This window comes from Methanomassiliicoccaceae archaeon, assembly GCA_034928305.1.
Lineage (GTDB): Archaea > Thermoplasmatota > Thermoplasmata > Methanomassiliicoccales > Methanomethylophilaceae > VadinCA11.
In genome coordinates, this window is sequence record JAYFOZ010000002.1 from 1 (window position 1) to 25,805 (window position 25,805).

At 46.6% G+C, this 25,805-nt stretch carries 22 protein-coding genes and 1 pseudogene; 11 read left to right on the plus strand and 12 right to left on the minus strand.

Translation table 11 applies throughout. The features are described 5' to 3' along the window. Window positions 1–388 precede the first annotated feature (388 nt). On the plus strand, window positions 389–1,867 hold the full coding sequence (locus tag VB016_01680; protein MEA4977250.1) for a transposase: 1,479 nt from the start codon (window positions 389–391) through the stop codon (window positions 1,865–1,867). A 70-nt stretch (window positions 1,868–1,937) separates the two neighbouring features. Here VB016_01680 and VB016_01685 read toward each other — a convergent pair whose 3' ends face one another. From VB016_01685 to VB016_01700, 4 genes are all read right to left on the minus strand, one after another. Continuing rightward, window positions 1,938–2,453, minus strand: a complete 516-nt coding sequence (locus tag VB016_01685) for a hypothetical protein (GenBank protein MEA4977251.1) — start codon at window positions 2,451–2,453, stop codon at window positions 1,938–1,940. Further along, window positions 2,438–2,773 carry a hypothetical protein gene (locus VB016_01690; GenBank protein MEA4977252.1) on the minus strand — a complete coding sequence of 112 codons (336 nt, stop codon included), beginning with the start codon at window positions 2,771–2,773 and terminating at the stop codon, window positions 2,438–2,440. The genes VB016_01685 and VB016_01690 overlap by 16 nt, the downstream gene beginning before the upstream one ends. A 61-nt stretch (window positions 2,774–2,834) precedes the next feature. After that, window positions 2,835–3,275 carry a hypothetical protein gene (locus VB016_01695; protein MEA4977253.1) on the minus strand — a complete coding sequence of 147 codons (441 nt, stop codon included), beginning with the start codon at window positions 3,273–3,275 and terminating at the stop codon, window positions 2,835–2,837. Window positions 3,276–3,786: 511 nt separating this feature from the next. Then, window positions 3,787–6,576, minus strand: a complete 2,790-nt coding sequence (locus VB016_01700; GenBank protein ID MEA4977254.1) for a glycosyltransferase — start codon at window positions 6,574–6,576, stop codon at window positions 3,787–3,789. A gap of 390 nt (window positions 6,577–6,966) precedes the next feature. On the opposite strand from VB016_01700, the gene VB016_01705 reads away from it, so the two are divergent. The 4 genes and pseudogenes from VB016_01705 to VB016_01720 all read left to right on the plus strand — a co-directional run bounded on the left by VB016_01705 (window position 6,967) and on the right by VB016_01720 (window position 9,629). Continuing rightward, on the plus strand, window positions 6,967–7,134 hold the full coding sequence (locus VB016_01705; GenBank protein ID MEA4977255.1) for a hypothetical protein: 168 nt from the start codon (window positions 6,967–6,969) through the stop codon (window positions 7,132–7,134). Window positions 7,135–7,196: 62 nt separating this feature from the next. Beyond that, entirely contained in the window at window positions 7,197–7,865 is a 669-nt protein-coding gene (locus VB016_01710) for a hypothetical protein (protein MEA4977256.1), read from the plus strand. A 20-nt stretch (window positions 7,866–7,885) separates the two neighbouring features. Further along, complete coding sequence (locus VB016_01715) at window positions 7,886–8,449, plus strand: hypothetical protein (GenBank protein MEA4977257.1); 564 nt, start codon at window positions 7,886–7,888, stop codon at window positions 8,447–8,449. Window positions 8,450–8,786: 337 nt separating this feature from the next. Then, window positions 8,787–9,629: pseudogene (locus tag VB016_01720) on the plus strand (glycosyltransferase family A protein). A gap of 194 nt (window positions 9,630–9,823) precedes the next feature. Here the strand turns inward: VB016_01720 and VB016_01725 are convergent. Both VB016_01725 and galE read right to left on the minus strand, forming a co-directional pair. Beyond that, the gene (locus VB016_01725) at window positions 9,824–10,807 is read right to left on the minus strand and encodes a nucleotide sugar dehydrogenase (GenBank protein MEA4977258.1); all 984 of its coding nucleotides are present in this window, start codon (window positions 10,805–10,807) and stop codon (window positions 9,824–9,826) included. A gap of 305 nt (window positions 10,808–11,112) precedes the next feature. Next, on the minus strand, window positions 11,113–12,096 hold the full coding sequence (gene galE / locus VB016_01730) for a UDP-glucose 4-epimerase GalE (GenBank protein MEA4977259.1): 984 nt from the start codon (window positions 12,094–12,096) through the stop codon (window positions 11,113–11,115). 223 nt (window positions 12,097–12,319) lie between these two features. Here galE and VB016_01735 point away from each other — a divergent pair, with 223 nt between their 5' ends. Both VB016_01735 and VB016_01740 read left to right on the plus strand, forming a co-directional pair. Further along, the gene (locus tag VB016_01735) at window positions 12,320–13,117 is read left to right on the plus strand and encodes an ABC transporter permease (protein MEA4977260.1); all 798 of its coding nucleotides are present in this window, start codon (window positions 12,320–12,322) and stop codon (window positions 13,115–13,117) included. Continuing rightward, window positions 13,117–15,741: an ATP-binding cassette domain-containing protein gene (locus VB016_01740; protein ID MEA4977261.1), complete on the plus strand. Its 2,625-nt coding sequence runs from the start codon at window positions 13,117–13,119 to the stop codon at window positions 15,739–15,741. The genes VB016_01735 and VB016_01740 overlap by 1 nt, the downstream gene beginning before the upstream one ends. Here the strand turns inward: VB016_01740 and VB016_01745 are convergent. The 4 genes from VB016_01745 to VB016_01760 form a co-directional block, all read right to left on the minus strand. Further along, a complete protein-coding gene (locus VB016_01745) occupies window positions 15,712–16,782 on the minus strand; it encodes a bifunctional phosphoglucose/phosphomannose isomerase (GenBank protein ID MEA4977262.1) in 1,071 nt (356 codons plus the stop codon). The two genes, VB016_01740 and VB016_01745, sit on opposite strands and share 30 nt — an antisense overlap. A gap of 201 nt (window positions 16,783–16,983) precedes the next feature. After that, on the minus strand, window positions 16,984–18,684 hold the full coding sequence (locus VB016_01750) for a hypothetical protein (GenBank protein ID MEA4977263.1): 1,701 nt from the start codon (window positions 18,682–18,684) through the stop codon (window positions 16,984–16,986). Between the two features lies 1 nt (window position 18,685). After that, window positions 18,686–19,597, minus strand: a complete 912-nt coding sequence (locus VB016_01755) for an NAD-dependent epimerase/dehydratase family protein (protein ID MEA4977264.1) — start codon at window positions 19,595–19,597, stop codon at window positions 18,686–18,688. Continuing rightward, entirely contained in the window at window positions 19,594–20,574 is a 981-nt protein-coding gene (locus VB016_01760) for a glycosyltransferase (protein ID MEA4977265.1), read from the minus strand. Before VB016_01760 ends, VB016_01755 begins: the two co-directional genes overlap by 4 nt. A gap of 152 nt (window positions 20,575–20,726) precedes the next feature. Between VB016_01760 and VB016_01765 the strand changes: the two genes are divergently transcribed. The 4 genes from VB016_01765 (at window position 20,727) to VB016_01780 (ending at window position 25,316) form a co-directional block, all read left to right on the plus strand. Continuing rightward, on the plus strand, window positions 20,727–21,749 hold the full coding sequence (locus VB016_01765; protein MEA4977266.1) for a glycosyltransferase family 4 protein: 1,023 nt from the start codon (window positions 20,727–20,729) through the stop codon (window positions 21,747–21,749). A 115-nt stretch (window positions 21,750–21,864) separates the two neighbouring features. Continuing rightward, window positions 21,865–23,208: a glycosyltransferase 87 family protein gene (locus tag VB016_01770; GenBank protein MEA4977267.1), complete on the plus strand. Its 1,344-nt coding sequence runs from the start codon at window positions 21,865–21,867 to the stop codon at window positions 23,206–23,208. Then, window positions 23,205–24,209 carry a hypothetical protein gene (locus VB016_01775; protein MEA4977268.1) on the plus strand — a complete coding sequence of 335 codons (1,005 nt, stop codon included), beginning with the start codon at window positions 23,205–23,207 and terminating at the stop codon, window positions 24,207–24,209. The genes VB016_01770 and VB016_01775 overlap by 4 nt, the downstream gene beginning before the upstream one ends. 75 nt (window positions 24,210–24,284) lie before the next feature. Next, a complete protein-coding gene (locus VB016_01780) occupies window positions 24,285–25,316 on the plus strand; it encodes a glycosyltransferase family 4 protein (protein MEA4977269.1) in 1,032 nt (343 codons plus the stop codon). A 30-nt stretch (window positions 25,317–25,346) separates the two neighbouring features. On the opposite strand, the gene VB016_01785 is transcribed toward VB016_01780, so the two are convergent. After that, complete coding sequence (locus VB016_01785; protein ID MEA4977270.1) at window positions 25,347–25,616, minus strand: elongation factor 1-beta family protein; 270 nt, start codon at window positions 25,614–25,616, stop codon at window positions 25,347–25,349. A gap of 9 nt (window positions 25,617–25,625) precedes the next feature. After that, on the minus strand, window positions 25,626–25,790 hold the full coding sequence (locus tag VB016_01790; protein ID MEA4977271.1) for a zinc finger domain-containing protein: 165 nt from the start codon (window positions 25,788–25,790) through the stop codon (window positions 25,626–25,628). Between the last annotated feature and the right edge of the window lie 15 nt (window positions 25,791–25,805).

Consider the following 25,805-nt stretch of genomic DNA (forward strand, 5'->3'; position numbering starts at 1 on the left):
GGACCGCGGCGTGAACGTGCGTTCCGAGAAGACCAAGCGCGTGAGGGAGATCTTCGAGGCGTTCGGGGTCGAAGACCCTGAGCACCTCGAGCTTGCCCCTCAGAATTCATAAGGCATGTAGCTCAATTCCGGGGATTTCGGCATAAACGGCAGATGATCTGTCCGAAATTACTGAAACCCGCGTTTGACACATAGGGCTCTTTTTCAGAATATGGCGTGAGCTTCAGCGATAGCGATCCTGTCGATACTGGGCAAAGATAGAATAGGCCTTTCGATAGTTCTTAGTCGCCAAACCACAAACAGGCCGAAAGGCCGTCTTTATCATCAGAATCGAATCCTTTAATCTTGCGGTCCGAGGTCTGTTTTGTTTGGCGGGAAAAGAGAGAAAATGTCCCGTAAGAGAAGCAGACTGCATGTGAAGATACCGGCACCGAACGAAAATGTGACGATGATCGCGGGCAACAAGGTCCTTGCGGAATCCGTGTTCCGGGAGATGGGTTTGGACGTGTTCCTAAACGGATTGAAACGGTCTCAGGGCAACTCCGTTGCAGCTGAGACGATTGCTCTGGTAGCGAACTCAGTGGAGATGACGGGATTATCCGTGAACCGTTTGGATAGGTTGCTGAACAATGACGTGATCCGTGCGGAGTACGGACTGGACGCCAACGCGCCCAGGTCCGTGTACCGCACCGTCGAACGTCTGGGGAGGAACAGCGATTCCATCGTCTCATTCCTAGGACGCGTACTGAAGTCGAGATACGGGGTGAAGATGGACACCGTCTTCATGGATTGGACCTCGATGTACTTCGAAGCACCACAGAAAGGTGTGGTCCGCGTAGGGTATTCGAGGGACCACAGACCTGACAGGCCTCAGGTGACCGTTGGATTGAGCATGGACCGCGATTCGGGGATGCCTGTAGGATTGACCGTGAATCCGGGGAACATACTGGATGTGACGCACTTCGACGACACGCTGAAGCAGGTCCTTCCGATACTGCCGAAGGATGCGATGATCGTCTTCGATAATGGCGCGTATTCCATGAACAACGCCAGGATGCTGGATTCCAATGGTCTCGGATTCGTGACGCGCATGCAGCTGAACGCATCGGACGATGCGTTCGTGAAGGCGCATCGTGATGAATGGATCGAAATCGACGAGGATATCTCGTTCATAAGGACCAAAGGCAACCTCGGACGTACGAGGTACATATTCAGGAACCTGAAGTTGCGTTCCGATATCCTGTACCGTTATCGCAGCAAGGCGAAGCACGACTGGGACGAGATGCAGACGATCAGGAAGAACATAGATTCGGGACGGAGGCCGCGTAAGAAGTACCGTAACTCGAATTGTTTCGTCGACACTCGATTGTCCTATCAGTTCCCCTTGGGAGGAAGGACCGAGGAGGAAGCTTTGGATATGGCCGTGGACAGGATGATGGCGGGACGCGAGGGGCTTTTCGTGCTGCTGTCGAACCGTCCGTTGACAGCTTCGGAGATACTCGACCTGTACCGTGCGAGGAACGACGTGGAGACGGCGTTCCGCGACCTCGAACACGGGATTGACTGGAGACCGGCCAGATGCACTTCCGAGGATGCGATCAGAGGACGTACCCTGATCTCGTTCCTGGCGTTGTTCTGTATGTCCATGATACGCTTTCTCTATCCCGAGTTCCGCGGGAGGACTGCAGAATCGATGTGCGAGGAGCTGAGCTCGTTCTCACTTACGGTTCTGGTGCAGAATGGGATGGAGAGAAGACGTGTTTTCAGCAATTTCGGACGCATCATCCGTCGTCTGTGGGGGCAAAAAGAGTCTGTTCCGGTGCCGAAGGCACCCGGACAGACGCTCATAGACGATATTCTCGTCTGAAGAACGCCGAGTGAGAACGCGGATCGGACGTACAATGGCGAAATCATTCAGCGAAAGCCAGGTCAAAACCTCACGTAAGTGTCAGACTCGGGCTGAAAATACGTCTTTTCTCCATGCCTTTCTGCACCAGAACTGTAAGTGAGAACGAGTTCAGCCCCTCGCACATCGATTCCGCTGTCTTTCCGCGGAACTCTGGATATAGGAAACAAACAACGGACATGCAGAACAATGCGAGAAACGATATCAGGATACGACCTCTTATGGCATCCTCGGATATGCATATAGCCGGCCTCCAATCGATTCCGTGCTTCGGGTCGCGGAACGCCGTCTCCACATCGTTCCTCGCATGATACAGATCGAGGATCTCCGAAGCTGTCAACGGACGGTTTGATAACAGCACGAAAAGTCCCTCGCGGCCTGTCATCATACTGTTCACGGCCATATCCACAGTTTCATCCTCGCTCCTTCCCCCGAAAGGGAACTGATACGATAGCTTCGTGTCATGAAACAGTTCGAATTGCGGTACTTCTTGCGCGGTCTCTTCCCGGAATCCATGTTCTTCCAGATCGTCTACATCTCGTCCCAATCGTGCTTGGCTTTCGCACGATAACGATGGAGTATGTCGGAACGCAGCTTCAGGTTCCTGAAGATGTATCTCGTCCTTCCGAGATTGCCTTTCGTCCGCATGAATGAGATATCGTCGTCGATCCTCACCCACTCGTTCCAATGAACCTTCACGAACGCATCGTCTGATGCGTTCAGCTGCATGCGCGTCACGAAACCCAAGCCCTCGGAATCCAGCAATCTTGCGTTGTTCATCGAGTACGCCCCGTTATCGAAGACTATCATAGCACCCTCCGGCAGTATCGAAAGCACTTGTTTCAGAGTGTCGTCGAAATGCGTCACGTCTAATATGTCCCCGGATTCACCGTCAGTCCTACCAGCATCCCCGAATCGCGGCACATGCTCAATCCCACGGTGACCTGGGCCTGTCCAATCTATGATCTCTGGAATAACCCACACGGAAAACGCCCTTCTGGGATGCCTCGAAGTACATCGAGGTCCGGTCCATGAAGACGGTATCCATCTTCACACTATATCTCTGTTTCAGCACACGTCCCAGAAATGCAACGATCGCATCGCTGTTCCTTCCTAGACGTTCCACGGTACGGTACACGGATTTCGGAGCATTCGCATCCAATCCATACTCTTCGCGGACGATATCGTTCTCCAGCAATCTGTCCAAACGGTTGACGGACAATCCTGTCATCTCCATCAAATTGGCGACGAGAGCGACGGTCTCGGCGGCAACGGAGTTGCCCTGAGGCCGCTTCAATCCGTCAAGGAATATATCCAAAGCCATCTCCCGGAACACGGATTCCGCAAGGATCTTGTTACCTGCGGTCATGGTGATGTTTTCGTCGGCATCGGTATCTTTTTGTGTAGTCTGCTTCTTCTACGAGACATATTCCTTCTTTTCCCGCCAAACCCCGCAGGTCGACGACCGTAATCTTAAAGGATTCGATTCCGATTGTGGAGGCGGCCTATCTGCCTGTTTGGGGTTTAGCGACTAAAACGATCCGATGGCCGCTTTTATCGTTTGTCCAGATGATGACAGGAGAGGATCGAACGCGCTTACGTTACGCGCTCACAAATTACCCTATTTGTCAAACTCGGGCTATAATCAAAATTGGAAGAAGGATGCAGTCCAAAGCGTCCTGAACTGAAATTGTTTCCTTATCACAGATGAATAGATTCCATTGGGACACATCCATCGTCCAGTATTCAGGCTAGCAATAGTTTTGCAAAAGCTCGTTGAGCTTGGGGCTAATTAGACCTAAGGCAGAGTTCTATCAGAGCTTTTTGAGGAGTTTAAAGCTTATATGATGACGTGAATATGTCGATTCGATGCAATCATATTACATCTTAAGATTATCCAGCTCCAATTTGGCCCATTTATTGCCATTGGCTACTGCCTTCTGATACCAAACTTTAGCCAACCCCATATTCTTTGTCACGCCCTTACCATCACGATACATACGGGCAAGCCTCCCCTGCATTCCAGCATTTCCTGACTCTGCAATAGGTTCACAGATGTTAAATGCTACTTTCCATTTGGTTTCATCATCAACAGACATAAGTAAATCAATACATTCTCCGGCCCAAGATTTACTATTGGATGTTGCTTTAATCATCCAAGATATAGCCAGTTCTGGATTTTTTTCTGTTCCATGGCCATCACGATACATACGGGCAAGCCTCCCCTGCATATTGGAAATGCCCTGTTCTGCGAGCGGTTTACATATTTTGAAGGCCTCATTGCATTTATCATCATCACTGGTAGAAATTAATAAATCAATAAATTCTCCTGCCCAACCTGTGTTTTTCACAACAGCTCTTCCATACCAGTACAGTGCAGCTTCAGTGTCTTTATCTGTTCCATGGCCATCACGATACATACGGGCAAGCCTGCACTGTCCAAATGGATCATTCGCGTTGGCCATATCTGTACAGATTTTAAATGCCTGTGAATAGTCATATGGTGCACCAGATTGGATTAGGATGTCAACATACTCGCGACGAGCCCAGTCAAGACCACACTCAAAGGCAACCCTCATTAGCCTGGCGGCCTCGCTGATATTTTTTTCAGTACCCTTACCATCACGATACAAACGGGCCAATCTACCATATATCTGAGGATTATTGCTTTCAGTCGAGTTTTCAAGCCTTATGAAAAGATTTTTCATTTCATCATCGGGTGCCGACTTCCACTTTTCATCAAACTCTTTAATCAGTGCAGATGCGCTCTCTTTCTTTTTATTATTGCCCCTAATTTTTTTAAGCGTTTCCATAATAGTCCTCCTTATTGTCCTTTTTTTCGGTTTCTTCTCTATAAACACAAACTGCTTATTAGCAACGATTCCTGATATACATCCACTTAAGCGTGCTTTCTTGCCAGCCAAAACCTGACCGTCGTGATATCTGTTCAATACTATGTAATAATAGGGGGACAGTTTGGCATAATGCCACCATCTGTCGGCCAATGCACATGAAAGATCCGCCCAGGGTTTTGTTTCTGCGGCATAGTGTGTTATCACTGGACGATTGTTGGCTTCATTTATTTCATTTTGAGTAAATATTTTTAATAGCTGTTCAGGTGTTTTTTCATATTTTGCAATCATACAATTGAATTTGTATGGTAAATGGAGAATGTGGTTGTAACATGCTCGATTAATCACATCCTGATCTTGAGAACGAAGTCCAAGCTTAGATAGCGCTATGAACTCTTCCTCGATACCATTTTCTCTAATTTTCTTCAGGTTAAAGATTAACATTCCAGCATTTACATATTGATCTATTGCAGGCAGTCCATTCTCAATGCAATACTGCACATTGCCGTCAGTGGCCCAATGATAACTAGCTGCCTTTACTCCAGCAATGTAATTGTCACCAAGATCGGTGAGAAAACAATCCATCAAATCCCACTCAACGGCTACATCCGAATCCATGTAAATCATTTTTTCATATTGCGGAAAAAGACTTGAGGCCATGAGCCTATAGAATGTCGGATGTGTTATATGGGGGATATTTAATTTTACATCATTGAAACAATCATCGCCCATTTTGATATATTCAATTGAGCAATTACCGTATTTAGATACTATTTCTTGGAATTTAGCATCAGTATCATAATCAAAAGTCGAAGAAGTTAGAATGAAAAAAGAATATTTCGCATCGCATCTTCTGTTCTCTAATGCGGAAAGAATAGTGATGCCAGTTTGTGGAGTATAGTTTTTATCGGTAGCTAGTATTATTGGGATATTTTTGATATGGGCCCTATTATCTAGTTGTAATCTCTCCAAAGGCTGAGCATACGGGCTAATTTTGTAATAATCGTACCACTCCTTTGCATATGGAATATCTCCATATTTCCATGGTTTATTTTTGGAGGCATAGTGGAAGATGGCCGCGTCTTTGTAGAGATCATAAAGACATGAGTAATCGACATGATATAGGGCGTTAAGGTCCTTGATGTCAAACTTGTGAGCAGAGTTCCACAGATTGACGATTAGACAGTTGTACACAATTGGTAATTCGACAATCTTGCCGTCAAATACTATATTAAATGCATCCTGATCAACAAATTTATTATTATTTAAATCAGACTTGGCGTTTACCAACAACATTGTTGCATTGTCTTTCCTCATTTCATCAAGATTTAATAGTAGAACTCCGGAATTAAAATAATTCGAAAGCGCCCCCCTCAAACCTTCATTGTTATATATTATTCCGGAATCTCTTACAACGCCTGCATACTTGCCAGTCAAACCTGTTGAAAATATATTGGAGATGTCCTTCCTCACAATTATGTCCGAATCCAGATACAGTGCGATGTCTTCATCCAAGAGATTTGGAATCTCGAATTTTAGCAGGGCTGTTATTGAGCCAGCGCCCGTGTTACCATCGTATTCCTTGTAAATGGACTGATATTTTTCAGTGGACACAACTAGAATTTCAACATCAGCGCCCCATTTCGGAGTAGAAAATTCCATAATAATTTTTCTACTGACATCAGACAGTCCAGGGGTACAGGCATAAATTTTGAATTCGGTATCGGGAGCTTTGTTAATCAACAATGATGATATTGCCGCGCTGGTGGGTCCAATAAATTTGTCATCGAATACAAAAACCACTGCATATTTTTTCATTAAACCACCTGAAAAAGTAATAACCAGTATACAAAGTGCTAACGTCTTTGACCAGCATGCGTTGACAGGATTATAAGCTTTGGTAGATTAATGACCACATCTGGAGTTGAATAGTAATTTGAACCGAACAATAGTTGAGCAATAGAGTATTGCACAACGAAGCGGGCACTCGTTAATAACAAGCGCATTGCTAATCGGAATACTCAAAATCAATTCATTTTTCAGGTGAAATGCGTAATTGGAAATTTTTATAGCCCATCTAGATCATTTCTATGACTCCATACAACCTAACTTCGCTTAATCCTTGGTAACAAGGTTGTTTCTCTTGTGTTGTTTTTCTGATTTGGCCTGAGTATATCGGGCATTATATATCATCGTTATCATATAATAATGAGTTATGACCACATCAAGACCGTGGGCGGGAATCACTATCTGTATCGTGTGACCGGTGTCTGGGACCCCGAGAAGAAGAACTCCAGACAGGTTCGCGATATGTCGTACCCTGCGATACCGAAGGCAATTCCGTCCAATCGGGGAAGAGGGATGCTGTCGCCGTAAGCAAGACATTCGGACTATACTGGCTTCTTCAGTGTATATCGGACGATATCGGTCTTGATAGGATGTTGAACGAATGTTTTGAAAAAGATGTAGCAGAGGACATATTCACTTTGGCCGTTCTGAGATGTGTCCGTCCGGTACTTCTTAGGCAGACGGACAATCTGATGCAGGAATCCATCCTTTCGGAGTACAGAAACAACGACGGAATGGGTTCGAGAGATCCTTACAGACCGCTTTCGGGGATAAACGAAGACGGAAGGAACAGATTCTTTTTCGAAAGATACGACGGAAAAAGTGTGGTCATATTCGATCTTTCGGCATTCGGAACAGAATCGTCGAGGAGGTCCAGAGCGGAATATGGAGACTATTATAGGAATATATGCATGCCGCAGGTGAGCATGGGCATGGTGCATTCGATGGATACCGGATTGCCGTTCTGTCATCGTCTTTACGGAGGAAGCATCTCCGATGTCAAGATATTGGAGAGCATGGCGTTATTCGTTTCATCATTGGGCTGCAATGACATCCATTTCGTGATGGACCGCGGTTTCTTCATCAAAAACAATATTCTGAGGCTGCTGGATAGCGGGATAGGATTCACAACTCCTGTTCCCGGGGGCAGGAGGATCTTCAAGACGATTGTATCGGAATCGGTCAGGAACATGAGCTCGCTGAACACGGGAGTGTTCAACGGCGAGGTCATCAGATATTTTGATACAAAGCAGAGATAAGAGGGAGAACGGTCAGGGCATTGTCATATCTGGATGAGGCCAGAAGACTGGACGAGATAACGACATTGTATTCCAGATTGGATTCCTTCGAAACGGTATTGTACGATACTAAATGGACCGAAGGCATCCACAGGAAGCTTAGGCAGCAGTTCGGAACGGACATTCTGAGATATTTCGAACTTTCCGATGACAACGTGAACGTAGCGTATCGGAGGAAGAGGAATGCGATAACGGCCAAAGAGAACACGTGCGGGCGTATGGCGATCCTCACGACATCCGACGGTTCATGGGATTCTGTGCTGTCGATGTACAGGCAGAGGAATGACGCTGAGTCGGATTTCAGCATCCTGAAATCCAATCTGGCCGGAGGTGTGAGGTACTTTCAGACCGACAAGGCGGCAGACGGCCTGGTCCTTGTTCAGTTCGTGAGTCTGATCCTAAGATGCGAACTGATGAACAGGATCAGAATGAGCACCGATCTGAACCGGAAGGTGTGGTATCCCGATGTTATGAACGAGCTGTCAAAATCGAAAGTATCGAAAATCGGGGACAAATGGGTCCTCAACGAGGTATCGAAGAAATAGGCTGTTGTTCGAGAGACTTGGCATGGATGAACCGACAACTTCGGACCTGAGAGACCTTGTTACCAAATCTTAAGCGAACCTGGGATTGAAGGGCGCGTATCGGTTGATTATGGTAATTTATAATTCAAAAATACGTTTTTAGAATACTAAGTATTTGTTGTATTTTCTTTATCAGGTGTCACAAACCAATATGTTGAAAGATGTGTTTATTGTTATACAACCGGCGGGCCCTAATTCATTGAACAAATTTAACACAAGAAATGAATTTTATTAATTTGATTTAGTAATGTAAATATCAATGGAAATATGTGGAGTTGATGCAATGAAAGATAACTTTATGATTTCTGTGGTATTGACGACGTACGATAGACCGATTAAGATCCTCGAAAGGTCATTAAACAGCGTTCTTTGTCAAACTTATATAGATTATGAGATAGTGGTTGTAGATACAAGCAATAATCTCTCGTTGGCGACATCAAAATTAAAACACGTGCTTTCCCTCGACAGAAAAAATATATAGATAAAACACCGGCCGGGACTGAACAATAACCAAGCTAGGAACTATGGTGCCAGCATTTCAAAAGGAAATTACATTGCGTTCTTGGATGATGACGATGAATGGGTATGTAATAAGTTGGAAAACCAGATTCTCGCTCTAAAAAAAGGAATTTCGATGGTTTACTCCAATTATGAGATTTATGATACAAACGGTAGCAAGCATCTTTTTTTAAAAGAGGCTCCAGATGATTGCAATCTCGATATCAGAGTACTCGGAGAAAATGTAATAGGGTGCACTTCCATGCCTCTGATTTCAGTGACATCATTTTTTGATATAGGAGGTTTCGATGAGTCACTTAAAGCAAATCAGGAGTGGGATCTTTGGATTAGGATGTTACAGAAGCATGATGTAATATATTCTCCAGAAATAGCAGGTATAAAACACAAGAGCCAAGATGGCATAAGCAACAACAGATATAGAAGGGCCAGTGGCTGGTTCAGTCTTTTTATCAAACATGCAAATAAGTATAAAATGAACCCAGAACAGTTTATTTGTGCAACAGGTTTTTTTTATGATGAGATGTTTAAAAAAAAGCTTTTCTTAATTGGAACAGCGACATTCCTGATGCACTGGCTATTTAAAATCACACATTCAAAAACGGCAACCAGACACGAGAATTAATCTCTTCTATAAACATCTCTGGAATAAACTTTGTAGGAAACGTCTTCCAACTCATCGGTAATTCGGTTGGCAACAATGATGTCGGAAAGTCTCTTAAATTCCTCAATGTCCGATATATTCTGATATCCGTAACAGGGACCCATATTTAGCGCAGGCTCATATACTATAATGTTGAATCCCCGATCCCTGAGTGCCTATATTACATCAAGGACACTTGCTTTGCGGCTATTATCTGACCCAGCCTTCATGTTGAGCCTGAATGCACCTATTGTGGTTGAATTGCCGGACGCCATCTTTGCTATTCTGCTGACGATAAATTCCTTTCTAACGTCGTTCGATTCAACTATGGCTGAAATAAGCGCTTGAGGCGTGTTCCCATAGCTCGAACGTAACTGCATAGTATCCTTGGGTAGACAATATCCTCCATATCCAAAAGAGGGATTGTTGTAATAGTCGCCTATTCTTGGATCTAAAGATACGCCACGTATAATATTTTCTGAATTCAGACCGTTGACCTCGGCGAACGAGTCGAGTTCATTGAAAAACGACACTCTCATTGCTAGATAAGAATTGGAGAATAACTTTATCGATTCCGCCTCGGTGGAATTCGAAATCAGTATTATGGTGTCCTTTTCTAAAGAGCAGTCCCTCATTAGTTCTGCAAACCCTTCCGCATCCTGTTTGTTTTCATCTGTCATTCCGACAACGACTCTTGATGGATGAAGATTATCATAGAGAGAATGGCCTTCTCTAAGAAACTCAGGAGAGTACACGAGTTTTGAAATATTCATTCTTTTTCCAACGTCTTTGGAATAACCTATTGGCACTGTTGACTTTATTACGACTATAGCCTCAGGACAAATTCTCTCAATCTCAATAATGGCATTTTCGATCAAAGAAGTATCAAACGAATTAGATTCTGGGTCATAGTCTGTCGGTGTTGCAATAATAAAATAATCGGAGTTTTTGCAGTCTTCGTAGTCCAACGTAGCATGGAGATTCAGATTTTTTTCTATAAGATAACGCTCAATATCTTTGTCTTCAATTGGTGATATTCCATTGTTGATCATGTTCACCTTTTCCGGAATCACATCCAATGCAACAACCTCGTGCTTCGTTGAAAGAAGCACAGCCAGTGAAAGTCCAACGTATCCAGCACCTACCACTGATATTTTCATGCATCCCATACTAACATCGTAATAATTAAGTTATGTACAATCCTTGTGCTTAGACATTGATGTTGTTCCAATCCAATTTGATAATCGTTTGATTAGTCAAATGATTTGGAAACAGAAATAATGCTAGAAGCAAAAAGAATAGATATTCATGATAAGCGTAACATTCAGGAATCCATAAGGAAAGATTCAATTATGAGAATATTCGTCTGTCACTTCGATCGTATTAAATATTGTATCAGTGCGTCTTTCTGGTGACTATCGGCCATAGAGGAGACTGGAATAAAATCGGACACATATGTTCATTTTTATCCTTTATGCCAGTTCCAGGCGGTTCTGATGATGTTATCTATGGATGAATGAGTTGGAAACCAACCTAGGACAGATTTTGCTTTGGAGTTATCAGCCACTAGTATATCCGGATCTCCAGCTCTGCGCTTTTCCAAGGATACCTTAAAGTTCCTGCCAGTAACTGTCTGGACTGCCTCAACGAGTTCCAGAACCGTTATTCCCTCTCCAGAGCCGAGGTTGAAGCAGTCACTGGCTTCCTTTTCAAACAGATATTCTATTGCTCGTATGTGCGCATCTGCAAGGTCTGTTACGTGAACATAGTCACGAACACAGGATCCATCCCGGGTGTCGTAGTCTGTGCCGAAGACGGAAAAACCGTCTCTGAGGCCCAGCGCATTCTGTATTAGAATCGGAATAACGTGCGTTTCAGGGTCATGCTCCTCACCTATGGATCCGTCGGCATCCGCACCCGCAGCATTGAAGTATCTTAGATTTATGTACTTAAGACCGTAGGCTCTGTCGTAATCATACATCATCTGTTCAAACATAAGTTTTGTCCATCCGTACGGATTGATGGGGCGTTGCTTTTCATCTTCCCTAATTGGTATCGTTTTCGGAATTCCGTAAGTAGCACAGGAGGAAGAGAATACTATCTTCTTCACACCCGAGTCAACTATGGCATCCAAAAGCGATTTTCCCCTTACAACATTATTGTCGTAGTACTTTCTGGGATTCGAAACGGACTCCCCAACATATGCTAAAGCCGCAAAATTGATTATAGCATCTATCTCGTTTGATACAAGCAGTTCTTTAACTACGGCATAGTCACCTATATCTCCTTTGACGTAGTTAACGCCATTAATAGAAGTCATCCGACCGTTGGATAGATTGTCGAGGACCGTAACGTCATAGCCTCTTTTCACTAGTTCCTTTACAGTATGGGACCCGATGTACCCTGCGCCTCCGGTTACTAGTATTTTTCTTTTTGATTTTTGAATCATATTTATCAAACACGCTTTATTTTCCCTTCATAGGAAACATAATATGTTAGCTAGTAACAGGTATATAGACTTCTCAAAAAAGAGAAAAACGCCAATGATCGCCCTTGTATTTTTAACATTCTTTTCAATTCGCAAAAAGTCTTCACATATTTAAATGAACTAATCTTTAAACGCGAGAAACAAGTACGACTAAGTTATAGAGAACGCAGAAGGGGAGTTCATTTTGAAAATTAAGGATAAATTATGGGGAAAAATGAGGGAACTATATAAGTTCAGATACATGTCATATTCTCTGATAAGGAAGAGTCTATTCGGAAAATATAAGAATTCGGCGCTCGGATTCCTCTGGAATTTCTTGACTCCAACAATTTCAATATTGATATTCTATGTAGTGTTCGAAAATTTTATGGGTAAGGACATACCGTATTTTTGGGTATACCTATGCGTGGGGATGTTTCCGTTCTCCTTTATGAACTCAAATCTAATGGGCGGAGCATCCAACATAACGTCAAATGCTGGCATGATTAAGAAAATGTATTTTCCAAGGGAAATCCTTCCGCTATCGCAGGTATCTTATACACTCATAGTATTTTTCATAGCTTATTCGATAGTCGCATTTTTGATGGTAATTACTGGTTTTCCATTAAGTTTGGAAGGGCTGTTGGCGCTTCCGTTGCTAATAATATTGATGTTTATTTTTTCACTAGGCATGATTTTGTTGACATCGGCAATTTCAGTGTACTCTCGGGATTTTGAGTATTTAATTACTGCATTAGCAAGAATCTTGTTCTGGATGACACCAATTTTCTATTTGGCGGAGTCACGGACTGGAATACTATATACATTAATATGGTTTAATCCTCTGACGTATTTTGTGGAAGGCTTTCACGATATCCTATACAGGGGCATTGTACCCAGTTCAGAGATTCTGTTGATGTGTTTACTGATATCGGCAGTAATGATATTTTTTGGTTTGTTGACTTTTGAGAAGCTAAAAGATGGATTTGCAGAGAGGATATAATGACAGACAACATTGCGGTGGCGGTCAGTAATGTTTGCAAGTCATTTAGGACCCGCGTGGCCGTACACAACGAGAAGAGTCTGTTCAAAAAAACTGAAAAAATTACACGCGACATAATAGATAACATAAGTTTTGATATAAGGAAGGGCGAAACATTTGGGATAATTGGAAGGAACGGGTCTGGAAAAAGTACACTTCTAAAGATAATATCTATGATAATGACGCCAGATTCTGGCAATATTGATATTAATGGAAGGGTTGCCAGCATACTTGAGCTGGGAATGGGGTTCCATCAGGATATGAGTGGTAGGGAGAATATCTACATCAAGGGATCTATGTATGGTTTCATAAAGGAACAGATTGACGAAAGATTTGAAGACATCGTTAAGTATGCAGAACTAGAGGACTATATTGATTTGCCAGTTAGAGTTTATTCATCGGGAATGTCCTCCCGCCTAGCGTTCGCGATAATGATTAATGTTGATGCGGACATAATGATTCTAGATGAAGTCCTTTCAACGGGAGACCTGTCATTCAGTAAGAAATCCGGTGCACACTTCTCGAACATGAAGGGACTGGGAAAAACAATAATAATCGTCTCACACGCAATGGGGACCATCAGGGAAATGTGTGATAGGGTTGCATGGATCGACAAAGGAAAGATAAGGGAAATAGGTGTGCCGAGCGTTGTATGTGGGCATTATGAGACGGAGCTGGCGGAGTCCTTCGAAGTGATTGAAGAACTTGCCGAATCTGGAGTTCCTGCGTCACAAAATGCGCTGGGATGCATGTACCGTGACGGAATTAACGTCGACAAGAATACGGAATCTGCAATAGCATGGTTCGAGAGGGCGGCTGGCTATGGTAATGAAGAGGCGAAGATTAATCTCGCTGACATAATAGTTGGGGAAGGTAAATTAGAGGAACGCGAAAGGGCGCTGGACTTGTATATGAGCGCCGCAAGGAAAGGCAACCGCGATGCGCGCACCAAGCTCTCCAGATTATTGACAGAGGAAAAATCAGATTTCGGAAAAGAGGTGGCCGAAGATTTCATGAAATTGCTGCCCTCTGGAAATCCGTCTCTGTATTACGATTACGCAGACCTTATAATGAAGACGGCCTGGAACAACGAAGAGCGGTCGAAAGCATTAAGATGGTTTCAAAAATCTGCAGATTCCGGCAATGCAAATGCAATGTACCAGATTTCGATAATGTATCGTGACGGTAACGGTCCGAAAAAAGACATATCGAAACATTTAGAATGGCTTAGGAAGGCGGCAGAAAACGGTCACGTATTGTCCCAGCTGACTCTTGGAAATATGTATCGCGACGGTATAAGAGTAGAAAGCGATGAATCGGAAGCTTTTCGATGGTATGAAATGGCTGCGAAGAACAACAATCTAGATGCAATCTATCAGATGGCCATAATGTATCGTGAGGGAAAAGGTGTTAATCAGAATGAGGACGAGTCTGATCGTTGGCTCAGACTCTACTCGGAGCATGACCTTCTGCGTCAGATCAACATCCTGGCCGACTCGTTCTCCCACTGCAAGAACGGAGTTTACGACCCGGAGATCGGCATGAAATGGTATTCCGTCAACGCGGAGCACAACAACGCCGAATCGAAGTATCAGATGGGGATGATGTTGGCAGACAGCGAAGAGGCGGAGAAGAAGTCTTCGGAGGCGGTATCTCTTTTCAATTCCGCGGCAGAGAACGGGCATTTGAACTCGGCCGTCAGGTTGTCAAATTTATACGGACTGGGTCTTGCCGACGAATCCGCTATGGACAGGGCCATAAAGACTATGGACAATCTAGCGAAAAGCGGGAACCCATGGGCCGCCGTCACTATCGGCAACATGTACGCCAACGGCAACGTAGTGGATGCGGATGGCGAAAAGGCCGTCGAATATCTGAAGATCGCAGCAGCATCGAGCCTTCCGGGCGCCATGCAGAAACTGGGAGAGATGTATCGTGACGGAACACTTGTTGAGCAAAATCCAGAAGAAGCGATAAGATTATTCAAAGAAGGGATTATTTCCGGCAACCCCATATCCGCTGTATCGATAATCAACATGTATGGATCAGGGGCTGCCGATAAAGAAGCTCTCGACCATGCATTGAAAGGCCTGGAAGATATCTGCTTGAAGGGAAACTTATTCGCGATGAGAACCCTGGGCAATTATTATTCGAATGGTATCGCCGTAGAAACGGATGAGAATAAGGCACTATATTGGTATAATATCGCGTCAAAGTTTGGAGATTCCGGATCAACACATACTGTGGGAATAATGCATCGGGACGGCAAAGGCACCGAGAAAAATCCCGCAGAAGCAATTAAATATTTCAGAACTGCCACGGAACAAGGCAACATCAATTCGATACTAGCAATCATAGGTATGCGTGGTGCCGGTCAAACGGACGAAGAAAGTTTTGAACTCGCTCTAAAACGCCTGGAACAGTTAGCAAACGGCGGAAATCTCGCAGCTATGCGCTCTTTGGGCAACCTATATCTCGAAGGAAAATCAGTACCGAAGGATATTGAAAAAGCCAGGCTCTGGCTGGAGAGGTCCGCATCTTTAGGAGACGCATTCTCACGCAACAAGCTGAAGGCCATAGGCTGAATCATCTTGCTTTCGGATTTGGCACGGGCACATCTTCTTTTCGGTATTACCGTTGCACCTTTTCACAATCTCGGCTTTAAGCATCTTTATCGGCTCTACGCCTATCGGGTCCACCCTGTTCATAAGTGCCAGATAATATGAGACATAATCTCCGAGCATCACACTTTTGAGTATGCACTCGGCCCTGGTGGCGCCTTCTATCTTAACCGTATGGACGTCCGTACCGTAATGTCTCATGGTGAAAGCGCTTGCGCATACGACTTCTCTCATCTCCGAAATCTGGGTTTCAGGCATGATGACGATCGGGGCCAGCATTTCGGTCGAACCGGTAGACCATCCCACTATCTCGTTGTGATTGAACTCCGGCATCACACAACTGAAAGCGATCATTTTTGAATTCTCGGATATCTGGCTCTTCCAGCGGGAAGAAACGGACGCCATCGATGTATCTGTGATTATCACCGGTATCTTGCCCGACATATGCTCTGCAAGCTCTTTTGCGACATTATCGCGCTCGTTCCTCAGACAGATATTGTATTTCCTGAGGCTTCCGAAGGAATCGACGACCTGTTTCTCCAACGAAGTGCCGGCAACGAGGTCTATTATCTTGCATATGTAGCCGATCATCAGGCCGATGGCCTGTCTCGGTTGTACGCCGTTGCAGAGAGGTATCAGGATATCGCCGTGTTCCTCTGCCAGGTCCCAGATTTCTCCGCCGGATGCGATGACGACTATGCGGCACCCTCTATCTACGGCTTCCCGGTACATCGCTTTCGTCTCCCATGTATTGCCGGAATAGCTGGAGATCACAGCGAGGGTCTTGTCGGACACCCAGCCGGGGAAAACGGGATATCTCAGAACGCCGACCTTAACTCTGGAGGTATCGCAACACATGTCGTTGACGATATCCCCGGATATGCCGGACCCGCCCATCCCGCAGAGCACTATGCCGTCGCACTCTTTGAAGTCTATGTTAAATCCGGGAGCAAGGTCAAAGGAATTTCTTAGGTCGTCGACGAACCTGTCGATCTGGCCCTGCATTTCCTTATAACAACCCTATTGTCCGTCCATAATCGCAGATCGCTCCAGCGATGAAATGAATATGGCGATATAAATGTAATTGAGGTTATGAAAATTATATCAATATATATTTAAAATTAATCAGATAAATGTTATTATCTCATTATATACATAAAATGTCCAGTCTTAGCTTTTGCATATGTTCGGATGGATGTACGGCCGTCATTTCTTATTCAATCTGGCCATCATGCTGCGGAAGTAATCCCTGAACTTGTTTTTCAGCAATAACGGAGCGTCGGAAACGGAGAAAACGATATGATGGTATTCACTGTGGGCCGGGTCGCTGGCCCATTTGATATTTTTCATCATTTTCATTTCGTCAGGATGCATATTCCTGTAGAAACAGCGTAGCCATTTACCGACCGCATCATAACTGATATCCGGCACGTATTCTCCGAAAATCGAAACAAGGTCTTTTGCGTAATCCTCGGACCCTGCCGTAATTTTATCCGAAGCATAGTTTCTGTAATTCTCTACGGAATTTCTTTCTATACAGTATACGGGCTCTCCCGATACGTTTACGCTACGCACTCTGTTCTCGTTCGAGGTCATTAAAAACTCCGGCAGGTCTATGGATGTAAGCTCGAGGAATACTCTATGGTCGTCATGGAATCCTTTGGCCTTATCTTCGGATTTGGAGTAAAGCAACGTGAAATAGATGCCTCTGGTTCTTTTTCCGGAGGCCCTCTCGATCAGTTTCTGCGACGAGAATTTCTCCGTGGTAGCGTCGATAACGTAAACGTCGTCTTTGGAACCTACAATTTTTTCAATGTAACGGCGGTATTCATCAAGTTCTTCGTCCATGAGAGCTTCGAACAACTGCCGGTTCTCTCTGAACCTGTCCTTATAACCGCCGGTAAGATCTTCGACCGCGGGCACATCTGAAAAATACCGTACTATATCTTCTTCGTATCCCGGATAGTCCCTTCCGTTGATCCCGAACAATATGTTGAACGTTCTTACCGCATACACGTAATGGTTTTCGATGTCGCCGTAAAGTATGTTGTACGCCCTTTGGGCGTTATAGCCGTCTCTGGCTATGAACAGGAGCACTCCGTCCTTCTTGGCGTTCTTTTCGATGAACGCAGCGAAGGCGGAGTTCAGAGGGCCGCCGTACCTGTATCCCAGCCCGTACCAGAAATCATCATCGGGGACGTTCATTTCATGTAATGCGTCCATCGCTACGGTGACCGAACGTTCCAGGTTCTTTTTTCTTTTGTAATATCTTCTTTCTCTTTTATGAGCGGAAAAGTAACCTTCGATAATTTTGCGGTACTTCAACGATCTTATTCCCATCTTCGATGGTGTTCCGAAGTCCGAAACCCTGTCATCGCCTATGTGGATAAAATCATCAGATTCGATATCAAGGTCATCAAGGACCCTTGAGAAAAGCTCCCCCGAGTGCTTGCTCTTCCTGTATTCGCACGACATATACAGTCTTTCATATCCTTCATAGCCGTTTTTCGCTAGCACTTCGGAAACAAAATCCGATGAAAGATACATGTCCGAAAGGATCACTATCCGTTTGCCGGAATTCTTGGCGATATCGAACACCTTTTTCATTTCGGGGTTCGGTAGGAGCACCTGCCGTTCGAACATAAGCTCGTGATCTTTCAGGTCCTTGAACTTGTCGTCTATCTCCCCGTATATCTCGTCAAGCGTGACCTCTTCGTATATTTTAGAACGGGACGTCCTTTCAGCCCTGATACGTTCGTCCGCAAATCCCTTTCTGCGGAAATGGAGTTCCATGTGGCGGAAAAGATCGTCCGGGGTCACATAAGGCCTCAGGAGCAAGGTATCGAACACATCGAAAGAAACGCAACCGTACTTCTCTATCTCTTTCAGGATCTGGTCGGCGTCCATATCACCACGGCCGTGCCAGCTCTGCCTTTACAGATTCCTTTACGGCGCTTTCGGAATCGTATTTGAAGGTCCATCCCTTCGCCCGTGCCTTGGATATGTCGAACATGTACCGGGGGACGTCTCCTTCCCAGCCGATGCTTCCCCCCGTGTACCTGTATTCCGGCCTGACGCCCATCTCCTCGCAGACGATGTCCGCTATCCCGTTGACCGTTATGGAGGAATCGTTCGAAATATTGTACACCTCGACGCCCCTGGTGCGTTTTAAGAAGTATATGACTCCCTCCACGACGTCCGAAACGTGGGCATACTGTTTCTCCTGCTTTCCATCACCCAGTATTTCCAGCGTATGCGGGTCGTTTTTTATCTTTCTCATGAAGTCGAAAATCACACCGTGGGTCATGTTCGGGCCCACCACGTTCGGAAGACGGAATATCAGTGAGTCGATGCCATTTATGGCCGAGTACGCCTTTATGAGCGCTTCCGACGCCAGTTTACACGCTCCGTAGTAAGAAACCGGGCGGAGGTCGCCCATATCTTCTCTGAGCAGGCCGTCCCGGTTTCCGTATACCGCGGACGAAGAAGAAAAGAAAAGCTTACCGATCCCGTTAAGCCTCATGCACTCAAGTACCGATCTGGTGGTCAGAAAGGTCTGCTCGAACTCCAGCGAAGGAAGTTCGTCCCTCGGCCGGACATCCGTATTCGCGGCCAGATGGAAAACCGCGTCGCATCCTTTGCCGATCTTCGCCAGTCCGTCAACGTCCGCGACATCGACGCAAACAGACCTGAACCTGTCGTTCTTGGGCCTTAGGTTCGGACCGCGGTCCGCCGATATAACTTCCCAGCCTCCCTTCAGCAGGCGGTCTGTCAGGTGGTTTCCTATGAAACCCGAACCTCCCGTCACCAGAGCCTTCATCTGTGTTTAAGCCTCCTGCCGAATATCTTCCCGTTTCTGTAATAGACGTACTTTAAAAATATGTTTATCACAACATAATAGGAGGAGGGCCAGATGCTGAGCCATACATATTCGGGGGACAAAGGGTCGCCTAGCTCCTTCCTCATCATATCTTTACAGTCTTTGCTTTTGATGTAATCTACGAAGTGTCCCGCGTCCATATGGGCGGCCGACCGGACCCTCATCAGCGCCGATCTTCTTCCGAATTCTTCATTGAACGCTTTATAGTTCATGTCGAAATGATCGTAAAGATCCGAATAGACGTCCACCTCGCCGCCCCCGCGTTCGTTCTGCTTGGTGAAACATATCGAGGAGGGGTTCTGATAATAAAGATACATGGGCTTGTCGCAGTAGCAGTATGTTTTGCATTTCTCAAGCGCGCGATAGATGAAATCAATATCTTCGGCGTAGCTCCCCTCTATGAATTTTAATTTATTTTCGATGAGGAACTCTCTTCGAATAAGCATCGACCATGCCGTCACGGGTATCATTTCATTGGCTCGGTAGCACATCGCTTCGCGCCCGGTCATGACCGTTATACGGGCGTCCCATTCCGGCTCTTTATAATTTACGTCGGTGGAACGCACGAAGTTGCACTGACATACATCCGCCCGATGTTCTTCTGCCATGCCGAACATCGTCTTCATGAAGTCAGGGTAAGGGACGTCGTCGGCGTCCAGAAACCAGACATAATCGCCTCGGGCGGCTGCAAGCCCCAGGTTCCGCGCTTCGCCGAGGACCCCGCTCCCCTTCTGGATTATCACGCGGTGATCGCCCAGTATGCTGGTCATGTCCCGTATCTGTTTGAGGGAATCGTCCGTGGTCTTGCTGTCCACAACGAATATGACCTCCATCCCTTCGAACTCCTGGGCCCCAAGGGCCCTCGAAACGCGCTCGATGGACCCGGATTCGTTGTAAACAGGGATGACAATACTCACTCTTACCAACCGGACACCAGCGGGATACTGTACGGATTGTTACTTTATAGTTTCTCCACGAAAGATTTATCTTCAATTCGGAAAGACCGAGAGTTAATATAAACCGCAGAGTGCATTGAGCCACCAGTGTTCACGTGACCAAACTGATCTTAATGAGGCGTTATCCCGATACGGAGACAAAGGGCACCGGTATCGGGTCGTACTCGGACATGCTGGAATTTCTGCTGGAGGAGAACGGGGTAGACCACGAAGACGTCTACTTCAAACTGTCCACCGACGAAGGATATACGAAATGCCTGAGGCAGGGCTTCATCGATCCCGCTCGCATTCTGAGAAAAACAGATTGCCAATTGTATCACGCTACAGACGAGCTTTGCTGCATGGCATTCCCCCGCATCAAGGGGAAGAAGGTGGTCACGTTCCACCACGTTTCCAAAAGCAGGGAGGGAAACTCCCCACTGCTTCTAGCAGTATGGAAGATGGCCGCAAAGCGTGCGGTGAAGTATTCGGATGCGATAATCGCAGTATCGCAGCAGACACGTGACGAGATAATCGGGCAGCTTGGAGCCGATCCCGATAAAGTTTTCGTTCTGGAACATACCATCGACCCGCGCTTCAGGGACCTCGGGGAGCCCAGGGGCAAGATCATCGGGTTCGTCGGGACGCTGATCGAAAGAAAGAACGTGCCGGCGGGGATTAGGGCGTTCAAAAGGTTCACGGAGATGCCGGGTACGGACGGATACAGGTTCGTCATATGCGGCGACGGGCCGATGAAGGACGAGCTCGTCTTACTTTCGGAATCTTTGGGGATCGCAGACAGGATCGAGTTCAAATCGAATCTGGGAAAGGACGAGCTGCTAACCTTCTATAACGAGATGGCCGTCTTTGCCAATACGTCGATGCACGAAGGTTTGGGACTTACGGCGTTGGAGGCCCAGGCATGCGGGGCCCCCGTCGTCTTCTTCAGAGATGCCGAGATACCAAAGGAAGCTACAAGATATTTCGTTCCCTCGGAGGATGAAGAGGGTTTCGCCCAGAACATGTACAGGCTGGCCATGGATGATCCATACAGAAGGTCCGTCACCGAAGGTGCGTCGTTCGGCCTGGATCCCGAGGAATATTCTAAAGAATTGTTCAAAATATATTCCAAGGTCCTCGGCAGGGAGTTTCCCTGATATTTTCGATCTCGGACATAAAATCCTTTTTTACATGACGGGCAACGGCTCTCAAAACAGACGCACGAAATATATACCCAGCAATAACTAAATATTCATAAGAGGTCGGTCTGACGTGGAACTCTTTAACCGCTCCGGCACCCGAAGTGAAAAGCCGATCGCCGGCAGGATCGGAAGGAACCTGCTTTACATTTTCATCATCGGCATGGCGCTGAGGCTGGTACTGGGCCCTCTGTCATTCAGTTTCGATCTGTCGTTCTTCGTGATCACAGGCGCTGGTTTCGAGAGCGGGCAAACCCTTTACGAAGCGGGGAACTTCTATTATCCGCCGGTCTACGGATACTTCCTTTCAGCGCTGACGTACATCTGGAATCTTCTGCCCTTCCAGGCGGGGGAGATGTCCGAACTGCTCGTTGGATCTTCTGCAGTTTCCGATTTCTCCCAGATATATATCTCGTCCATGGCCCTGACATTCTTTTACAAGATACCTCTGACCATGATCGATCTCGCCTGTTCCTGGCTGATATACGCGATGGTGAAGGAAAAGACCGGGGACCGCAGGAAGGCGGAAATAGGTTTCGCGCTGTTCTTCCTGTCGCCGCTAGTCATCTGGTCGTCATCGGTGGCGTGTATGTTCGATTCGCTATCCGCGTTCCTGATGATATTTTCGATATACTCGCTTACCAAAAACCAGTATATGCTGTCGGGGGCGATGCTGTCCCTGGCGTTATTCACCAAGCTCTTCCCGATCGTTATAGGATTCGCAGTGATATGCTACATAATATCACGCAGCGAAGGCCGGTGGAAGGACATCTTCAAAAGAATGGCGATGTACGCCTTAGGATTTGCATTAATGGCGACCATCGTCCTGCTGCCTATCCTACTGAACGGCGAGGGTTCGTCGGCCCTGAAGTTCTTCGGCGACCGTGTCGAAAGCTCCTCTTCCGGAGGAGGAAGCCTTTTGGATTTTTTCGCCGACCCGACTCCTGACAAGTTCATTTACGCATTCCCGATAATATTCCTGCTCATCGCCATACTATCGATGCTGATCTTCATGCGGGACGGCGACGACGATAAAAAATTAGTCATGGCATCGGTGATGTCCATCTGCATGGTATTCATCTGGCCGCCGATACCGACGTACCCGGTGATTGCGATAGCCGTTATCGCGCTCGCCGTCGCATACTGCGGAAGGAGGGAGTGGCTGATCCCTTGGCTTCTATTCTCCGTTCTGATGGTAGTACATCACATCTTCAATTTCGGTAACAGGATACTTTACACGCTGGCCAACGAGACCGCGCTCCTGGACCTGGGTAGCGCGATTACAAGCTACTTCCAATTCCAGCCCCTGTCTTGGGATATAATGTACTATACGTTGCCGCTGCTGTTCGTTCCCGGGATATCCTGTATCATCGCCGCCGCCTACACTCTTAAACACGCCAGGGAGGCGGTAGAGTGAAGATCAGGTCGCTGTATATTCTGGCGATAGCCATCGTGGCGTTCATGGTCGTAGGGCAGGTAATGATCTACGGAGTGAACCCATATCACACGGGAGCAAGCTCATGGAGCGTCGAAGGAGGCATAGAATACGAGGTCAGCTCCAACACGTCCTCGGATTACGACTCGCTTCTGATCGATACCGGAATGTCGATACCGGACGGCCTGATGATATACAACGACCCGAGCTACATATCGCATTACGATGAGACATATCTGCGGGAAAAGACCGAACTTCTGCGCTCCGAACTATCTTTGCGCAACGTGGATTATACGATGGTAGATGCGGAACAGATAAAGGCCGAGCTGGAAGAGGACATATCCAACGGCGAGGCCGATTCCAGGCTGATAATACAGGTCGGCGTACTGCCCGATACGATCTACAACGGCGGTTCAGACAGCATAATTCTCAAATGGCTGGAGATCGGCGGTGTTCTTTACTGGACCGGATACACTCTCGGGAGTTTCATATCCTCGGTCGAGGGGATCGATGAGATCGACAGCGGATACGGGGCAAATTTCCTCGGCGTCCCGGACGAAGATATCAGAAGAGAGGCCTGGCCGCTTTATGCGACCGAAGAGTCTGCAGACTACGGTATCGGTGAAGATCTGTCGGTGATGTACAACGATTCGACATTCGGGATCAACACTCAGAATCTGACCGATTGTATATCGATAGGATTCACATCGGGCGGTTACGATTCTCTTGTTCTTACCAAATGCAATGCGGGAGAGGGCATGATCGTCATATTCGGCGGCAAGCCTGCGATCAATACGATGCCTATGATCGCCCAGGTGATCGCGTCGAAACTCACATATAAGTCGGAAATAGCGGAACACGATTCCGGCGAATTGTTCCATTCGACCGTGAAGAGGACGATGGAAACAGATCCCCTCAAGGATTACGTGCTTTACATATACGTCGGTGCGCCGCAGATATATGCCAGGGCGTTCAGCTACTGAGATGTGAAGCATATCGCTACAAAATTACAAATAACCTTAAGGTGCTGGCTATCGTCACACGGAGATCGGAATACGATGAAGGTACAGGTTATAAGATCTCTGAAGGAAGGCACCAACAACAAATCCGGCATTGGTTACTATGCGGATTTTCTCGAGACCCAGCTTAAGGAAATGGGCTGCGAGGTCGAGCCGGTCGCCTTTGAGATCAACCTCAAGCACGGGTTCAGGAATCTTTTGTTCAACAATATCTTGGCGCCCATGATGGAGACCATAAGGGGAAGGAAGAACACCGATGTAATCCATGCAACGGCGGAACACTGTGCGCTTTTCCTGCCGTTTACAAAGGCAAGGCGCATCGTTACGTTCCATCATGTAATTAAGAAGAACGAGTCGAATACCAGGTCCTGGGGATTCATTTGGCGCACATCCGTGATAATTTCCAAGATTTATGCCGACGAGTTCATTGCGATATCTCCGCTGACCAAGGAAGACATGATAAAAACACTCAACATCCCTGCGGAAAAGATAACCGTCGCTATGCACCCCCCCAAATCCGAGATGTTCAGAGAGGACATATCGAAGGAGGATATCGTCACTTTTGTCGGGTCTTTAACGGAGAGGAAGAACCCTAAGGCCGCACTTTCAGTGCTGAAAGAGATGCTTGAAAGGCCCGGGTTCGATGGATTCAGGCTGATCATATGCGGAACAGGCCCCTGCAGGGACCAGATTGATGATTGGATCTCAAAAATGGATTTGAGCGGGTCGGTCGAAATAATCAAAAATCTGTCTGTGGGAGAGCTCCGCAGTCTGTACGGCAGAAGCAGATTCCTTTTGAACACCTCAAGCTTCGAAGGCCTCGGGATCACAACATTGGAAGCGCAGATGTGCGGGACGCCGGTGCTGTATTTCGAAGACGCCGAGATGCCGCCGGAAGTCATGGGTGCCGCGGTACCATGCCGCGACGTGACCGACATGGTAGACAAAGCCTCAGAACTGCTTGCCGACGGCGAGCGCATGGCGGAAGTTATAGAATACGGGATAAAGTACTCGACCGCGTTTGGAAAAGACTACGGCGAAAAGCTCAGGAAGATTTACAAAAAAATGTAAGAAAGGCGTATGAAACGCCGTAATTGGTTTTTAGAGATTGGTCATCGAGACACATTCTATGTTCTCGACGTTCGCGATCGAACGGAGGCCTTCCTCAAGTTTTGTCCCGACGTTCTCGTCCGAATCGTCGATGAGGAATCCGACGGCCACCTTCATGAGTCCGAAGGCGACCGGTTTTATCGATGACTCGGTGATCGAGACGCCGTTAGGGAGTATTCCAGAAACCGCGTTAGCGATAGCGTCCATGTCGACCTCGGTACCGGTCGGAAATATATCATATCCGGCTACAATCTGAGGCATTTTAATACCTCACGGTCCGACGAATCCGCATTTCTTGCACTCGTAGTGTATACCCTGGTCGCGGCACTGGTCGCACCTGCCGACCTCTTGGTCCCCGCACTTGGGGCACTTGAAGAACGTGTTGCCCTTGCCAGTGAGCCTGACGCCGCATGAAGAGCATATCTTGTCTGCCATGCGGTTCCGATACTT

Coding starts and splice junctions, on each gene's coding strand:
- VB016_01785 (MEA4977270.1), bottom strand. CDS start 25,616: ATGCCTCAGATTGTAGCCGGATATGATATATTTCCGACCGGTACCGAG.
- VB016_01780 (MEA4977269.1), top strand. CDS start 24,285: ATGAAGGTACAGGTTATAAGATCTCTGAAGGAAGGCACCAACAACAAA.
- galE (MEA4977259.1), bottom strand. CDS start 12,096: ATGATTCAAAAATCAAAAAGAAAAATACTAGTAACCGGAGGCGCAGGG.
- VB016_01790 (MEA4977271.1), bottom strand. CDS start 25,790: ATGGCAGACAAGATATGCTCTTCATGCGGCGTCAGGCTCACTGGCAAG.
- VB016_01680 (MEA4977250.1), top strand. CDS start 389: ATGTCCCGTAAGAGAAGCAGACTGCATGTGAAGATACCGGCACCGAAC.
- VB016_01695 (MEA4977253.1), bottom strand. CDS start 3,275: ATGACCGCAGGTAACAAGATCCTTGCGGAATCCGTGTTCCGGGAGATG.
- VB016_01705 (MEA4977255.1), top strand. CDS start 6,967: ATGAGTTATGACCACATCAAGACCGTGGGCGGGAATCACTATCTGTAT.
- VB016_01755 (MEA4977264.1), bottom strand. CDS start 19,597: ATGAAGGCTCTGGTGACGGGAGGTTCGGGTTTCATAGGAAACCACCTG.
- VB016_01725 (MEA4977258.1), bottom strand. CDS start 10,807: ATGAAAATATCAGTGGTAGGTGCTGGATACGTTGGACTTTCACTGGCT.
- VB016_01765 (MEA4977266.1), top strand. CDS start 20,727: ATGAGGCGTTATCCCGATACGGAGACAAAGGGCACCGGTATCGGGTCG.
- VB016_01710 (MEA4977256.1), top strand. CDS start 7,197: ATGTTGAACGAATGTTTTGAAAAAGATGTAGCAGAGGACATATTCACT.
- VB016_01740 (MEA4977261.1), top strand. CDS start 13,117: ATGACAGACAACATTGCGGTGGCGGTCAGTAATGTTTGCAAGTCATTT.
- VB016_01745 (MEA4977262.1), bottom strand. CDS start 16,782: ATGCAGGGCCAGATCGACAGGTTCGTCGACGACCTAAGAAATTCCTTT.
- VB016_01750 (MEA4977263.1), bottom strand. CDS start 18,684: ATGGACGCCGACCAGATCCTGAAAGAGATAGAGAAGTACGGTTGCGTT.
- VB016_01700 (MEA4977254.1), bottom strand. CDS start 6,576: ATGAAAAAATATGCAGTGGTTTTTGTATTCGATGACAAATTTATTGGA.